Source organism: Clostridium sp. AM42-4 (genome assembly GCF_003480105.1).
In the GTDB taxonomy this organism is placed as follows: domain Bacteria; phylum Bacillota; class Clostridia; order Lachnospirales; family Lachnospiraceae; genus Brotaphodocola.
In genome coordinates, this window is record NZ_QUIK01000005.1 from 131,734 (window position 1) to 146,585 (window position 14,852).

At 47.2% G+C, this 14,852-nt stretch carries 17 protein-coding genes and 1 pseudogene; 6 read left to right on the top strand and 12 right to left on the bottom strand.

Going from position 1 to position 14,852, the window contains the following annotated elements:
• Window positions 1-925: nitrilase-related carbon-nitrogen hydrolase (locus DW922_RS05685; protein ID WP_279221321.1), on the bottom strand; the 925-nt coding region annotated here is incomplete at its 3' end.
• Window positions 926-1,170: 245 nt separating this feature from the next.
• Between DW922_RS05685 and DW922_RS05690 the strand changes: the two genes are divergently transcribed.
• Window positions 1,171-1,602: an Rrf2 family transcriptional regulator gene (locus DW922_RS05690; RefSeq protein WP_118543846.1), complete on the top strand. Its 432-nt coding sequence runs from the start codon at window positions 1,171-1,173 to the stop codon at window positions 1,600-1,602.
• A gap of 126 nt (window positions 1,603-1,728) precedes the next feature.
• Here DW922_RS05690 and DW922_RS05695 read toward each other — a convergent pair whose 3' ends face one another.
• From DW922_RS05695 to DW922_RS05720, 6 genes are all read right to left on the bottom strand, one after another.
• Complete coding sequence (locus tag DW922_RS05695) at window positions 1,729-3,981, bottom strand: DUF6449 domain-containing protein (RefSeq protein WP_118726079.1); 2,253 nt, start codon at window positions 3,979-3,981, stop codon at window positions 1,729-1,731.
• On the bottom strand, window positions 3,956-4,855 hold the full coding sequence (locus tag DW922_RS05700) for an ABC transporter ATP-binding protein (protein ID WP_118718505.1): 900 nt from the start codon (window positions 4,853-4,855) through the stop codon (window positions 3,956-3,958). Before DW922_RS05700 ends, DW922_RS05695 begins: the two co-directional genes overlap by 26 nt.
• The gene (locus tag DW922_RS05705; protein ID WP_118726080.1) at window positions 4,852-5,226 is read right to left on the bottom strand and encodes a GntR family transcriptional regulator; all 375 of its coding nucleotides are present in this window, start codon (window positions 5,224-5,226) and stop codon (window positions 4,852-4,854) included. The genes DW922_RS05700 and DW922_RS05705 overlap by 4 nt, the downstream gene beginning before the upstream one ends.
• 139 nt (window positions 5,227-5,365) lie before the next feature.
• The gene (locus DW922_RS05710; RefSeq protein WP_118726081.1) at window positions 5,366-6,037 is read right to left on the bottom strand and encodes a hypothetical protein; all 672 of its coding nucleotides are present in this window, start codon (window positions 6,035-6,037) and stop codon (window positions 5,366-5,368) included.
• A gap of 101 nt (window positions 6,038-6,138) precedes the next feature.
• A complete protein-coding gene (locus DW922_RS05715; RefSeq protein ID WP_118718508.1) occupies window positions 6,139-6,459 on the bottom strand; it encodes a helix-turn-helix transcriptional regulator in 321 nt (106 codons plus the stop codon).
• A gap of 135 nt (window positions 6,460-6,594) precedes the next feature.
• Complete coding sequence (locus tag DW922_RS05720; RefSeq protein ID WP_118726082.1) at window positions 6,595-7,956, bottom strand: MATE family efflux transporter; 1,362 nt, start codon at window positions 7,954-7,956, stop codon at window positions 6,595-6,597.
• Between the two features lie 113 nt (window positions 7,957-8,069).
• On the opposite strand from DW922_RS05720, the gene DW922_RS17940 reads away from it, so the two are divergent.
• On the top strand, window positions 8,070-8,357 hold the full coding sequence (locus DW922_RS17940; protein ID WP_279221323.1) for a LysR family transcriptional regulator: 288 nt from the start codon (window positions 8,070-8,072) through the stop codon (window positions 8,355-8,357).
• Between the two features lie 150 nt (window positions 8,358-8,507).
• Window positions 8,508-8,780: pseudogene (locus DW922_RS17950) on the top strand (LysR family transcriptional regulator substrate-binding protein); the annotation flags it as partial.
• Here the strand turns inward: DW922_RS17950 and DW922_RS05730 are convergent.
• From DW922_RS05730 to DW922_RS05745, 4 genes are all read right to left on the bottom strand, one after another.
• A complete protein-coding gene (locus tag DW922_RS05730) occupies window positions 8,777-10,483 on the bottom strand; it encodes a S8 family peptidase (protein WP_118726083.1) in 1,707 nt (568 codons plus the stop codon). The pseudogene DW922_RS17950 and the gene DW922_RS05730 overlap by 4 nt on opposite strands.
• 87 nt (window positions 10,484-10,570) lie before the next feature.
• Window positions 10,571-10,729, bottom strand: coding sequence for an ArsR family transcriptional regulator (locus DW922_RS17805; RefSeq protein WP_207666297.1), 159 nt, complete (start codon window positions 10,727-10,729; stop codon window positions 10,571-10,573).
• 92 nt (window positions 10,730-10,821) lie between these two features.
• A complete protein-coding gene (locus DW922_RS05740; protein ID WP_118726084.1) occupies window positions 10,822-11,463 on the bottom strand; it encodes a nitroreductase family protein in 642 nt (213 codons plus the stop codon).
• A gap of 117 nt (window positions 11,464-11,580) precedes the next feature.
• On the bottom strand, window positions 11,581-11,775 hold the full coding sequence (locus DW922_RS05745) for an anion permease (RefSeq protein ID WP_118726085.1): 195 nt from the start codon (window positions 11,773-11,775) through the stop codon (window positions 11,581-11,583).
• Between the two features lie 17 nt (window positions 11,776-11,792).
• Here DW922_RS05745 and DW922_RS05750 point away from each other — a divergent pair, with 17 nt between their 5' ends.
• From DW922_RS05750 to DW922_RS05760, 3 genes are all read left to right on the top strand, one after another.
• Window positions 11,793-12,215 (top strand): MATE family efflux transporter, encoded by a 423-nt coding sequence (locus DW922_RS05750; protein WP_118726086.1) that lies wholly within the window; start codon window positions 11,793-11,795, stop codon window positions 12,213-12,215.
• Between the two features lie 296 nt (window positions 12,216-12,511).
• The gene (locus DW922_RS05755) at window positions 12,512-12,766 is read left to right on the top strand and encodes a type II toxin-antitoxin system HicA family toxin (protein ID WP_118726087.1); all 255 of its coding nucleotides are present in this window, start codon (window positions 12,512-12,514) and stop codon (window positions 12,764-12,766) included.
• Window positions 12,763-13,110: a type II toxin-antitoxin system HicB family antitoxin gene (locus tag DW922_RS05760; protein WP_118726088.1), complete on the top strand. Its 348-nt coding sequence runs from the start codon at window positions 12,763-12,765 to the stop codon at window positions 13,108-13,110. Before DW922_RS05755 ends, DW922_RS05760 begins: the two co-directional genes overlap by 4 nt.
• A gap of 104 nt (window positions 13,111-13,214) precedes the next feature.
• On the opposite strand, the gene DW922_RS05765 is transcribed toward DW922_RS05760, so the two are convergent.
• Window positions 13,215-14,831, bottom strand: coding sequence for a carboxypeptidase M32 (locus DW922_RS05765; protein WP_118726121.1), 1,617 nt, complete (start codon window positions 14,829-14,831; stop codon window positions 13,215-13,217).
• Window positions 14,832-14,852 lie beyond the last annotated feature (21 nt).

Here is a 14,852-nt window from a genome sequence, read left to right on the forward strand (position 1 = left end):
TGCAACTGCTGCTGTTCTCCGCTCCAGCCACAGGAGCAAGGGAAAAATGGATCGTCTGATAACCGCTGCGGTCCGGTGCCGGGTACGTGGTCGTGCGGCGCCGTTCCGCGTTCAGCCGTTCCAGATCCATGTCAGCGCAGACCGTTTCCGGTGCAAACCGCTTGGACTCTGCCAGACGTGTTCCATTCTCCGCAATGATATTGTGGCCTCCAAACACCAGGTCCTGTGTAGATTCGCCTTCCCCCGCATTAGCATAGACATAGCCGCAGATCAGTCGCGCAGACTGCCCGCAGATCAGCTCTCTCCGGTAAGAATCCTTTCCGACCACTTCGTCGCTTGCAGAGCAGTTTGCAATGACCGTTGCGCCTGCAAGCGTATGCCGGATACTCGGCGGGCACGGAACCCATACATCCTCACAGATTTCTGCCGCTACTGTCAGCTTCGGGTATTCTTTGCAGGTAAACAAAAGATTGGTTCCCATAGACACCTGGGTATCCTGCCAGTCTGTCATAACCGGAGCTTCCATACCCGGAGTAAAATGACGCAGCTCATAAAACTCCGAATAGTTTGGCAGGTTCGTTTTTGTAACCAGGCCAAGAAGCCCGCCATTGCAGATTGCTGCCGCTACATTATAAAGCTTGCCTTCATGCTCCCATGGGAGTCCCACAAATACCAGCATATGCTTATTTCTGGTGAATGATACGACTGTTTTCAGTTCTTCTTTTACCTGCTCCAGTAAAACCTCCTGTAAAAACAGGTCGTTACAGGTATACCCGGAAAGGCAAAGCTCCGGAAATACCAGAAGCTCTACGCCCTTTTTTCCGGCTTCTTCTATGATCCTGCAGATTTCCTGCCGGTTATAGACAGGATCTGCAACCTTAATCTTTGGTGTGGCTGCCGCAACGCGGATAAAGCCGTCTCTCATGTTCATTTCCTCCTGACGGAATGTGTATGCAAAAAACAGGTCCCGTTTCAGTGCATACTATTGCAGACAGTATACCATATCCTGCATCAAAAATAAAGCATGAGAAACCTCCAATTCCATTTACATTCCTGACATTTTCCTGTACAATGACATACGGTGATTGCCGTTACTGTCTGCGTAATGCGCAAACAGTAACACTTGTCGGACACATATACGTGTGCGGCAGCATACAAGGAGGAATAACCATGAGAGTATCAACCAAAGGACGATATGCACTGCGTATGATGATCGAATTCGGGCTGAATCCGGATGAGTGCACCAAGATCAGCCAGGTAGCTGCGCGTCAGGGCATTTCCGATAAATATCTGGAACAGATTGTTTCACTTCTTCACAAAGCAGGCTATGTGCGGAGTATCCGCGGAGCCCAGGGCGGCTATATGCTTACCAGAAAACCGGAAGAATACACGGTAGGCATGATCCTCCGCGCTGCAGAGGGAAGCCTTGCGCCGGTCTCCTGTCTGGATGAAGACATCAACCACTGTGAACACGCCGGGCGCTGCACCACCCTGACTGTCTGGCAGAAATTAAAAGATGCCATCGACGATGTCGTTGACCACACCACGCTGGCCGACCTGATCGAGGAACAGCGCAACATGCCGGAAGCCAACTTAATGTGATTTTTTCCATCTGTATATTTATCCGTCTGCATATTTATGCAAATTTTTAATGAATATGCCATGGAATCCAAAAGGAGTATCGCACAGCGCCAACTGCGCTTTCATCTGCGATACTCCTTTTCGTTTTTAAAATCCCATCCGTTCTTTTACAAGAGCAGGGATCTCTCCCTTTTTGAAGAAACTGTTGTATGTATTCTCGGTCTCATCTCCATTTTCTGCTTTTTGCGTGGTATCTGCCACGGTCACTTCTACCGTAAGGTCTTCCTCCTCATACATTGGGTCATAATGCAGCATCCGCTCATTTCTGGTCATATTTCCGAGCGCCCTGATCTCAGAAGGATCTGTGAATGTGATCACCTGGTATTCGTCACTTCCCGGTGCATAGCCACGCACAGTTACGGAAACGATCTTGTCAGAAAGACTGCTATCGTCAACCGATATGCCAGACTGTTCCAGCAAAGCAATCGTCTTTTTAAAAGAAGGATATACCGGATAAAATGCCTCGTCCCGCACATCACTGCTGTAAGAATAACGCCACGGATACATTTCGGCCTGATTGCGGTTTTCCTTCTGGTTCCACCATGCAATAGCCTGTTCCTCTTCTTCTGTGGTAAAGCGGATCAGGCCAAGCGGCATTTCTTCTTTCATCGTGTCGAGTGTCAATGCTGCAAACTCCTGCTGGTAAGCATGGAGTAATTCTGCCCGCTGGCTGTCAGTCAGGTTTTTCAGATTCTGGTCTCCGCTGGAACGGCTCTTCCGGTAGCGGACATTGGCAAACTGCTCCGGCTGTGCAGAAAGGATCGGATAGGCTCCACTCTGGTACTCCGCGTCCTGTTGTAATTCTTTAAGCAGTTCATAGCTCTTTGTCATATCGATGGTATAATTCCTGCTCACCACACGGCCGCTCTTTAAAGTATAGAAGACTGTTGCCATGGTATAAACCGGCTGTACCTCCTGCGCGGCCGTTTCAGCTGCTCCCACCTGCTGCGCTGCCTCCTGATAAACCATTTGCCTTCCGCCTGCCGCATTCCACTGCTCTTTCAGCCGTCTGTTTTCTTCGATACCTGCTGCTGCGATATTCAGCACTGTATCCAGGTCGTTGCACTGCATGTGCTTTGCAATATAACTGCCAGACAGTTCGTCTGCATAGGTGTACACGGTATAAGGTCCGTCATTTTCTTTCTCCACATTTCCATAAGAAACCCAGCGGTTCAGATTGCTGATGTCCACCGCGGCATACTGTACTTTTTGTGCAGATGGCAGGTATGCATCGTACCCAAACAAGTCAAAGCGGAAGGAAAACACAACAGCCAGTGCCACAGCCACGCAGCATACAAGCTGCATTTTTTGTGCGAACAGCTTTCGGAAATCGAAATGATAGATACTCTCGATCACACAGTGGGCAATCATGCTTCCGCAAATGACGCCAAATGCCATCCAGCCGTTAGAATTCTGCATCGACCACAAAAATCCACCCATGCCAAGTCCACTCAGCACCGTGATGAGCACACGGACGATCGGGCAGCTAGGTCCAAAAGCCATGGCACGCCCTGCTGCTTCCGACCGGCGTTTCCGGTAAAGGAACAGAGCCGCTGCAGCAAGGATCACGGAAACCAGAAAGGCAGCTCCCGCCGCAGGCCAGACCGGCTTTCCATCCACATAGCAGGAGATGGAGTGTATGTATTCCATGACCGGAGAAATGCGGGAAACAGATTCGGTTATCCCGTTATAGTTTTCATAACTGTAGGACAGAAAAAATGTGTTGAAAAATGATTCCACAATTACCGCTGCCAGAGGTACATAAAACATCAGCACCATGCTTCCAAAAAAGCCCACCACCAGATGCCCGGTCAGCATTGACGCGATCACCACAGTGGTATAGCACAAAATATAATAGATCAGGTGAAATGCGCAGGCACTGGCTGCAGTCCCGCACAAAAGCTCCATATCGACTCCGTTTGCTGCACACACAATCACAGATGCGATCAGTGCTACTGCATAGGGGATTGCCGGCATCAGGATTCCATCGAGGTAATGCACAAGAAACAGCTTTTCCCTCCGGACCGGAATACTGTGGTAAAAATCTACACGGCTTTTCGAATTTAAATAGGAAAAGCTGCTAAGTCCGCAGATCAGGGAAACAAGGACAACCCCAAACACCGTCATGCCATTCTCAAAAGACAGCCACTTGATCGCTTCTGTTGTAAACCATTTAAGCCCCAGCTCCGCTGTCTCACACTCCCGCACTGCTCTTCCTGCCAGAAATACCAGAAATACCGGATAAAGGAAAAAGCAGCCAAGTGCAATGAGAGCCGGTGCCCACAGACGGTTTTTCCAATCCTCACGCATGAGCTTAAAATATAAGTTTTTTGACGTCATAGCCGACTACCTCCGTTTCGCTGATAAAGATTTCCTCCAGAGACAAAGGAATAGTCTCATAAAATACAGGTTCTGCCTTCTGCATAAGATATTCCACACGCCCCAGCTCCCCACGCACGGTCAGAGTCAGAAGCTTTCCACGCCGCTCTGTCTTTAAGATTTCAAGCCCCTCAATGTCCTCCGGCCTTGTTCCTTCTTTTAATACGCACTGCACCTTATGCAGATTCATTTTCATTTCGTCCAGATCGCGGCTTAACAGGATACCGCCTTTATGGAGCAGCCCCACATGGTCGCAGATATCTTCCAGCTCCCGTAAGTTGTGGGAAGCGATGATCGGTGTCAGATTCCGTTCCTCCATGTCATTGGCAAAAATACTCTTAACCGCCTGGCGCATGACCGGGTCAAGGCCGTCAAAGGTCTCGTCACAGAACAGATACTCTGTCCCCGCACAAATTCCGCAGAGAATGGAAACCTGCTTTTTCATGCCCTTGGAAAATGTATTGATCTTGCGGTTTTTCTGCAGGCCAAAGCTGTTCATAAGCGTGTCGAAACGGGACACATCAAAGTCCGGGTAGACAATGCGGTAATAGTTCATCATGTCCTGTGGCGTCGCATTCCCGAAGAAATACTGGTCATCGGAAATATAAAAGAACTTCCGTTTTGCTGCCTCGTTCTCATAAATATCCATGCCATCGACCGTAATATTTCCCTCGTCCGGCTTCAAAACACCTGCTGCCATGCGCAGAAATGTACTCTTCCCGGCTCCGTTAGTCCCGATGAGGCCAAATACGTTTCCTTCCCGGATCTTGGCGCTGATATGATCCACCGCGAGGATATCATCGAATTTTTTTGTAAGGTTGGTTGCCTCTATCATACTATTTCCTCTCCTCCAAACTGTTCCTCCGCCATGCGGGTAAACTCTTTTTTATCTATACCAAGGCTCCTTGCCTCTGCTGCAAGAGCTGCCACCTTCTCTTCTAGTTCCCGGCGCTTCTGCTCCCGGAGCTTGCTGATGCTTCCCACAAAGCTGCCACGCCCCTTCACGGAATAAATAAAACCATTCCGCTCCAGCTCTGCATAAGCCCGTTGTATGGTATTGGGGTTGATGGAGAGCTCTGTTGCCAGTGAACGTACCGACGGCATTTGCACATCCTCTTCCAGAACACCAAGGATCATCAGCTCCTTTAAGCGGTCCGCTACCTGTTCATAGATTGGACGGCTGTCTTTATAATCCAGATGAATCATGTTCCTGCGTTCTCTCCTTTCTGTATAAGTGTATTAATCATCTTAATACACTTATATCACAGTCAAGCTGGAAATGCAACCACATCTTTCCAAAATACTATATTTTTTCATAATATCACCTAGCTGCCGGCTTGTTATCCTAAAAGCCAGTCTGCACCAGCTCCTGGTAAAGAGACTGGCTGCAGCTTAGATCGATCTTTCCCAATTCGTCTGAAAGCAGCCCTGGTTCATAATTTCTTCCAAAGTCCAGATCGTGGACAAAATAAGAAATCTCGCCTCCCTGGTCACGCATCAAAAGCTCCAGAAGGTAAATGATATGGTCTTTCGCCAGAACCGGAAGCTTTTCTTCTATTCTTAATGTCTCCAGGATATTGACAAACTCTGTTTCCCCTACCGGTGGCTCCGATACGTCCGTCCTGCGGTAAACCACCTCTGCCGGTTCCTGCCCGCAGATAACCAGCATACTGTCTGGATGCAGCGTGCCGCCCGGCCATTGCTTCTGCCCTCCCTCATTAATGAAATAACAATATTCCTCCGTATTCAGCCTGGCAAATAGTTCCGTAAGGTCTTCACACTCAGGCCATATTGCCGTAAGCCCGGAAAGGTCCTCTGCCTTTTCTTTTTCCTGCTTCTGGATAAAACGAACTACAAAACAATCGAATTCGTATAAGGAACGGAAACCACCATAACGAAAGCTATTAACAATGTGCATGCCACACCCGCTTCTTACCGGACGCATATCGCATTCGATCCTGCGCGTCACATAGCAGGTTCCGTCTTCGTCTGCATAAATAAGTCTTCCTTTTTTCATAAAAAACCTCCTGTCATTCCCAAACCGGTTATGACAAGAGGATAAAACATCAGTTCGTTTTTGTCATTGGACAAATGGTCCAATGCTTTTTATTTATGATATTATGCTGTCTTTTGTTGAAAATACTTTAGATAAGAAACCAGATACTCTTTTCCGTGAAATGCCTCCAGGTAAACTGGTTTTTCCCCGCATCCGGCCAGAAGATCTTCCATATGTACCCCGAAAAGCCTGCTGAGCGCATATAAATGATCTACAGAGGGAAGTGTTTTCCCCCGGAGCCACCGGTAAACAGGCTGGGGACAGGAAAGGTGCAGGTAATCCTGTATTTCACGGATATTATAGCCAGCCCTGCGGATCTGATACCGCAATGACTTTCCGCTCTGGCTGACATCCAGTCCCGGATACTGATCATTTCTCTCCATATTTTTCACCTCGCAGATATCGCTTCGTTTGATCCCATCATTACTGTTTCTGGTGCTTCGCATTCCAAATCGGTAAAGTCTGCTGCAACTGTATTGTACGGAATCTTCAATTCAGAAAATATCCAGCCGTATACATTAACATTCCATCCGCTTTAACTCCGGAAGAACCGTGCACAGCATTGTCACAAAGCACAGGCTTCCTCCGATGACATTAGAAACCGGTTCTGCCAGAAACACACCGTCCGTCCCCATATGTAAAGCATAAGGCATGAAATAAGTAAGCGGAACGACAATAAACACCTTCCGGAGCAGCGAAAAGAAGATCGCATGCTTCTTTTTGTTCAATGACTTAAATACTGTTTGTCCAAAGTACTGCAGATCCATAAAAATAAATGCTGCAAAATACTGCTTCAATGCCGGAACCGCATCCTGTAAAAGAAGTGGATCGGAGCTGAATATCTGGATCAGAACGTCCGGCACCAGTATGATGCTGCTCCACATGATGGCCGTATAGCAAAGCATCATAAGCCCCATCACGATTCCGGCCTTTCTGACACGCGCCGGGCGGCGGGCACCGTAATTATAGCTCAGAATCGGGGATGATCCATCATTGATCGCAGAGATCGGGGTTTCTACCAGCTGGCGCACGCTGGACACGATCGTCATGACCGAAATGTAAATATCACCGCCTGTGACACCAAGCACATGGTTGCAGCAGATCGTTACCAGGCTATTTGTCAGCTGCATCACAAAGCCAGCTGTGCCAAGACTGACAATATCCTTCGCATAACCTGTGCACGCTTTCATCTCATGTTTTCTAAGAAAGCGCACCTTTAATTCCGATTTCCTGGTTAGGAAAAACAGTACAAATGCCGCTGACATACACTGCGAAATAACGGTAGCAATTGCTGCCCCGCGTACTCCAAAACCAAGGCCAAAAATAAACAGCGGATCCAGAACAAGGTTGGCAGCCGCACCGATCGCAACCGAAAGCATTCCGATCAGGGAATATCCCTGCGCATTAATAAACGGGTTCATGCCAACCGCGATCATCGACGGCAGTGTGCCAGTCAGATAGATCATCATATAAGGAAGCGCATAAACCATGGCTCCTTCGGAGGCACCAAATAAAATCAGGATCTGACGCATAAACAAAAATCCTGCCAGCATGAGTGCAACTCCGGTAAAGCAAAGCATGGTAAACGATGTGTTCATAATATCGTTTGCTTCGCGTTCTTCCTTTTTGCCCCTGCGGATAGAAAATAACGGTGCACCACCGCTTCCATATAAATTAGAAAATGCAGTAATGATCACGATCAGAGGAAAGCACAGTCCCACTGCACCAAGTGCTGCTGTTCCCACCTCCGGGATCCGGGCGATGTAAATGCGGTCTACTATATTATATAGCAGATTCAGCATCTGGGCTACCAGCATTGGGACTGCCGCTCCCAGAATATTGCCGGTTACCGTGCCATGTTCAAAATCGATTCGTTTCATAAATCCTTCATCCCTTTTTTATTCTTGCATTTGAGTATAGCACGAGGTATTCTATATGTAAATTATTGTTTTTATATGGGAAATAAATATTTTTTGTATAGAAAGGTGAGGCTATTTGGGAACTCAGACAATTAGAATACTTTCGTGCTATTGTAGATGCCGGGACGATCAGCGGTGCTGCCCGGGAACTCCATATGACACAGCCACCGCTCAGCTACCAAATGAAAATGCTGGAAGAAGAATTGCAGGTTTCCCTGTTTTTGCGCGGAAGCAAGCGGGTACAGCTGACAGAAGCCGGCAAAACCCTTTACGAACAGGCAGGAAATCTTCTGATGCTCTCCGACCTTACCAAACGCGAGGTAACAAAATCTGCCAGGCTGCAACGCTTCATATCGGAATGACACCCTCTACGGTTTCCCTTATGTCGGATTATCTACTCCGTTTCGCGAAAAAATATCCGCAGATCCGCTTCGATGTACATGAAAGTTCGACGTTTACGCTGAAAGACCAGCTTGAAAACCGTCAGATCGACGTAACAACGCTACCGGAAATATATGCTCTCTGCCTTTGAGCAGGCAGGACTCATCTGCGATATTTATCTTGCATGCGAAGATGCACGTACAGCTATGATCATGGCCGAAAAAGGACTTGGCATAGCCATTTTACCGGAATCCATGAAAAACCAGTCCTCCAGCTTAAAAGCATGCGCCATCACAGGCGCCGGCCTGGCAACAGAAGTGCTCCTCGTATGGAGAAAAGGAAGACTTCCGGCAGAGGTACAGGATTTTCTAGAGACGAATTTCATCGGAAAAACAGAGTTTTAGACAAGATATTTTGGTATGCTATTCGAAACACACAAACCCCCATACCCCACCAGCGGGTTCGGATACTCCGCAATCCCCGGAAGCTTTTTCGCCCCGCGTCTCAAATAAGCCTTCACCTTCTCCCCATACAAAAACGGATCATTTCCATTCACGATTCCCCACTGCATCAGAAGCGCTGCCGAACCCACGACAACCGGTGTCGCAAATGAGGTACCTGTGACGGACTGGTAGCCTCCATTCACCGCCGGAGCCATGATTCCGACTCCGGGAGCAGCAAGATCCGGCTTGACCTGATTGGTCAAGCGCGTAAATCCGCGCCCGGAAAAATCTGCATAGGAATTGTAATAGCTGTTATAAGCTCCTACCGTGATGACCTTCGATGCTGTAGACGGAATCGTCAGTGTCGTATCGGGTGTCGGCCTGAGAAAACGGGTAGCTGTATTTAAAACTCTGGCAGAGGGGAGCCAGAAATCATACTGTCCGCGCACCAAACTTACCGGTCTTAAAAAGAACGTCCAGATTCCTTCTTCCACATAATTTCCTTCATCCGGAATGAAATCAAAATAAATTTCCTGCGCCGCGCTGTAGGGTCCCGGTTTCCCGTAATATAACAGAATCTGGGTACTGCGGTAGCGGAAACGTGCCGGACCCAGATTTTCTGAAAACGGACCAAACTGTTCTCCCGATGGTGCCTGCAGGCTGATCTCAAACTGATCACTATAAGACTTCCAGAGCTGGATACTGAAGCTGCTTTCATACGCAGAAACCGTAAACTCCACTGTTTCTGTTGTCCGCATCTGCAAAATACCAGATGTATGACCACTCGCGGCGCCTTCATTTCCGCTTCCCACCACAATCGTCGTCCGACCGTAATTGCCAATATCATCTAAAAAAGTTTCCAGAAGACTAGTTCCGTCGTGAGAGCCATAGGTATTTCCAAAGCTGATATTGATCACCAATGGCAAAAACCGGTCTGCGGCAAACGAAACAGCATAGTTCACGGCCCGCATTAATTCTGTTGTGCGAGGAAAGCCACAGGGTCTGGCAGTCCCAAGCTTCACGACCAGAAGATCGCTTTCATAGGCAATTCCGCGATATCCGGAATCGAGACCCGCCGCGATCCCCGCAACCGCAGTTCCATGGCCGCTCACATCCACAGAAGGAACGATCTGTCTGGCTGCAGCCCTGTTTCCGCTTTCTAAAGCCGTATTGATCTCTTCGGATGTATAAATGTGATTCTGGGTCTGATCCCACAGTTCCAGGATTCTTGTGGAACCGTCCTCCTTTCGGAAGACTTCGTAAAAATAATCGATCCCGGAATCCAGCACTGCGATCAAAACTCCGCGTCCGCTTAAGTTCGGTGGTGCTTCCTGCAAAATATTCACACAAGAGGCTGTCTTTGCCTGATTGATGGCAAAGAACAGCCTCTTCGGTTTTTCGATGTATTCAATTTGTGGAAGCGCACTGATGAGTGGTATCTGGCTTTCTTTCACAGTAAGAATCGCATATTCATTGCGCATCTCCTCCACGGAAGCGCCAAGGTTTCTCACCTCATCCAGATTTCCCGAGTACTTCACGATCAGCTCCCAGGTGTTTTCTTCCGGGTCAAAGCCAGTTTCTAATTCCGAGGAACGGCTTCGTTCCTCCGGGCTTGTATCAAGAGAAAGATTCAAAAGATTTTCCAGTTTCTGGTTCGTCGGCATAACAATGTTCCAACCTATAAACCGTTCACATTTTTCAGTATTCTATGCGCTGGATTTCACTATGATGAATCAAGCAAAAAATCGATATCATTTTTTCGTTCCTTCCCTCCTCACCTTCAAAACCCCTGCATCTTTTAAAATCTGCAGGTGATGCGAAACCGTCGGTCTTGAAAGATGCGTCTTTTCCGTGATTTCATTGACCCGCACTCCAGAGCAGTTTCCCATTTTCATCATTTTCAGGATCATGTGCTGCCGGTTTTCGTCGCCCAGCGCAATCAGAATCTTCCTGCTTTTTTCAAAATCAGCCGTCAGCTACTCAATCTGTTCTTTTGCGTCCATCATTTTACCTTATGTCCGGTAACTGCTTCAAAATGATACTTGGCGATTCCAAGGTCGATCTTGGAATAAAAGCCTCTGAGTGATTTTGCTGTTACTGTTCCATCTTTCAGTTCAAAGAAAAATTTCTGCTGGTTCATGGCTGTCGGAGCGAGACAGACTGCTTCCATGCCTTTCTGAAACCAGTCTGTCTCCTGGTCTGCGCGGCAAAGCGTTTTCACATCTTTGCTCTTATGTGGAACACCCTGATTTTCCCCATAGCCCAGAGATAAGATAATGAGAAGTTTCTCTCCCATTTTCTTCTCCACACGCGCTTTTCCATGGGTCATTGCCACCCAGCATGTATTTAAACCAAGCTCCTGACATTTCAGAACAAGCTTTTCTCCATAATAACCTGCCTTTTCCTGGTCTTCCCCGCGTCCAACAATCGCAATGTAATTGTTCACATGCGAAAATTTTCCGTAATGCGCCATAAAAGAGTCAAAGCACTTCGGTTCGTCATAAAATATCTGGATGTTTAAGCCGCTCTCCGCATTAATCTCCTGGATACAGGAATCGATCTGCGCTCGTTTTGAAGGTTCAATTGCATGTTCTTTGTACTGGCGGACGCTGTGTCTGCTTTTTATGATCTCTAACATTTCCATAGGATAGCCTCACTTTCGCTGATTGGTTTATCGTTGATTCGTTTAAACCAATCATAGCACAGATTCCGGCAAAAAATTCAATGGGAAAGAAAATCAAGACCATTAACAATCAGCACATTAAACACGAATCAAGCCGATTGCGTTTAACGCATATAATGTAATTGGATATAAGATCAGAATGACGATCTTTACAATCGTACCTGTCTTCAGCATCTGCTGGTTCTCTACTAATCCGGAACCTGCTGCCAAAGCATTCGGAGGTGTTCCCTGCGGAAGCATACAGGCAAAACCACAGGAGAAAATAATGTTCATCAAAAGGAGTTTTTATTATGAATTCACAAACCAACAAATCTCTCACTGAGGGAAGTCTCTATCGGCATCTGTGTACCCTGGCACTTCCTCTGATCCTCGGAAATATCCTGCAACAGTTTTACAATACCATCGATGCGTTCGTCATTGGCCGCTTCGCGGGAACCGGTGAATTTGCCGCAATCGGCATCGCGGGAACGGTCATGAATCTGTTTTTGTTCGCTCTTGTTGGGGTATGCACCGGTTTTTCCAGCCTGCCTGCATCGTTTATCTGCTTCACAGTCATAGGGAACTGCTGTTTCAAAAAAAAGACTGCCAGCTTGTCCCGGACAGACTCCGGGAAACCCTGCATTTTGGCTCCGTCACAGCGCTGCACCAGTCTGGCCTTTACATCGGAAAAATGCTGGTACAGGGCGCTGTCAACACGGGCGGCACTGACCTGATCGCAGCTTACACTGCTGCCACGCACGTGGAGGGCTTCGCAAATTCCTTTGTGGACAGCGGCTCCGCAGCCATATCACACTGCGCGTGATTCTCTCCTGGATCTTGATTGGGCAGTATCAGCTGAAAGCGGTGGCTGTCGCTACCGGAATCGGCTGGGTGCTGGTGAATGTGTTCTAGAGTATGATGCTGAGACGAAGTAACAAAAAATAACAAAATATAAAACGTCCTTTTGCAACTATTATTAGTTGCACTTTTCTTGATCACAGCGTATAATATAATTAACGGGGGATATATTATGGGACAAAAAGAGAAACTGATTCAACGTCTTAAATCGAAGCCGAAAGACTTTACCTTCGATGATGCCGAAACGTTATTAAAATATTTGGACTATATTCGCTCAAACAAAGGTAAAACAAGCGGTTCTCGCGTCGTATTTGTGAGCGATAAACATGGAAGCATATTACTTCATAAACCACACCCACAAAAAGAATTAAAATCTTATCAGATTAAGCAATTGATAGAAATTTTGGAACAGGAGGGACTCATATGAATAACACCATTCAGTACAAAGGCTATATCGGCAGCGTTGAATTTTCCGAAGAAGATGGTATTTTTTATGGAAAAGTCATGGGCATTCGTTCTCTGATTTCTTACGAAGGCGAGAGTGCTAAGGACCTTCTTGATGATTTTCACAGCGCTATCGATGATTATCTGGAAACCTGCAAAGTTGAAGGAAAAGAGCCTGAGATTGCTTTTAAGGGTAGCTTCAATATCCGCCTTTCTCCTGAGCTTCACAAAAAACTATTCATTTACACAACTGCTCACCAAATGTCCATAAACAAGTATATCGAAAATACTTTGGAAAATTCTCCAGCAGCACACGTTATCGTTTAAGTATTTTCCCGCCCAGTTATAATAACTGAGCGGGATTTTTTTCGTAGCAATCCACTGTTTCTTTTGGTCTTTTTTCTATTTATTTTTCTGTAATTTCTTGTTTGTTATATTGCGTACAGCTTCCTATATTTTTCCTCGAGATACTCCACGTAATACCGCGGCTCAAAATCCTCCCCGGTCATATCCCTTAAAATTTCCCGGCTGGTCTTCATCTTTCCATAGCGGTGTACATGTATTCTCAAATACTCCCGGATCACATCCAGCCGTCCTTCCTCCAGAAGCTTTTCAAAATCCATTTCTTTTTTCATCTGTACCAGCATCTGTGCGCCAAAGGCACTTCCAAGAGCATACGACGGGAAATATCCGAAGGATCCCTGCGCCCAGTGGATGTCCTGCAGCACACCTTCTGCATCATTTTCCGGACGGATACCAAGATATTCTTCATATTTATCAGCCCAGAGTTTCGGAAGTTCTTTTACATCCAGATTTTTCTCGATCAGCATTTTTTCCAGTTCATAACGAACCAGAACGTGAAGACTGTAGGTCAGCTCATCCGCTTCGGTGCGGATCAGACCCGGCTGTACTTTGTTGATGGCGCGGACAAACATTTCCCGCCCTACGCCCTTTAACTGCTCTGGGAACAGCTCTTTCAGCTTGCCGTATACCGGGATCCAGAAAGCTTCGCTCCGACCGATAATATTTTCGAAGAAACGGGACTGGGATTCGTGCATCCCCATAGAAGTTCCCTGCCCTGCCGGTGTCTGGCTCAGCCGGTCATCGATACCAAATTCATAGATGGCGTGTCCGCTCTCATGAATCACGGAAAATGCCGAGGAATCCACACGGGATTTGTAGTGCGTCGTGATGCGCACATCACGGTTATGAAGGTTGGTTGTAAAGGGATGTGCACTGACTGCCAATACTCCTTTGGAAAAATCAAAGCCCACATAGTTTGCCAGATACTCTGCCAGCTCGCGCTGTTTTTCTTCCGGATAATCTCCATCCAGAAAATCGTCCTGGACGCGGACTGGACTTTCCATAACCTGTTTTAAGAGCGGAACAATATGCTCTTTCAAAAGACCAAAGAATTCATCCAGCTTTTCCATGGTAAAACCTGGTTCAAAAGAATCCAGCATGACATCGTAAAGCTTCTGCCCTTCTTTCTGACGGTAAGAGGCGAATTTTTTCTGGTAATCGATGATTTCCTGCAAAACCGGCGCAAAAGCTTCAAAATCGTTTTCTTTCCGTGCTTTGGTCCAGATACGGGTCGATTTTGCAGTCAGTTCCTGATAAGCGCGGTATTCTTCCGGCGGAATGCAGGAGACTTCCTCGATCTCGCGCTTTGCGGCTTTCAAAATAGCACGGCGGATGTTTTCTTCCGTAAGTTCTGTATCATCTGTCCTCGTGGAACATGCCGCTCCATTTTCTGCCGTCTGCAGATGTTCTTTTTCTTTCGTTTTCCCGTCCGAAACCGTTTTTCTGCTTTCCTCCAGTTCATCTAAGCATCGGTCCACCAGTTCTTTCATCCGCGGATCCATCATGATTCGCTGATAAGAAGCGGAGAGCACGCCCTGCATCCGGGCAGTGCGGCTTCCTGCTGCTTCGGGAGCCAGCGTCTCATCGTCCCACTCAAACAGGATCAGGGCAGTCTGATATGCCTGAGCCTCTTCTAAATACTTCATCAGTTCTTCGTAATCTGAATTTTTGTTTTCTGTATTCATATCGTCCTCCTGAGCCATCAT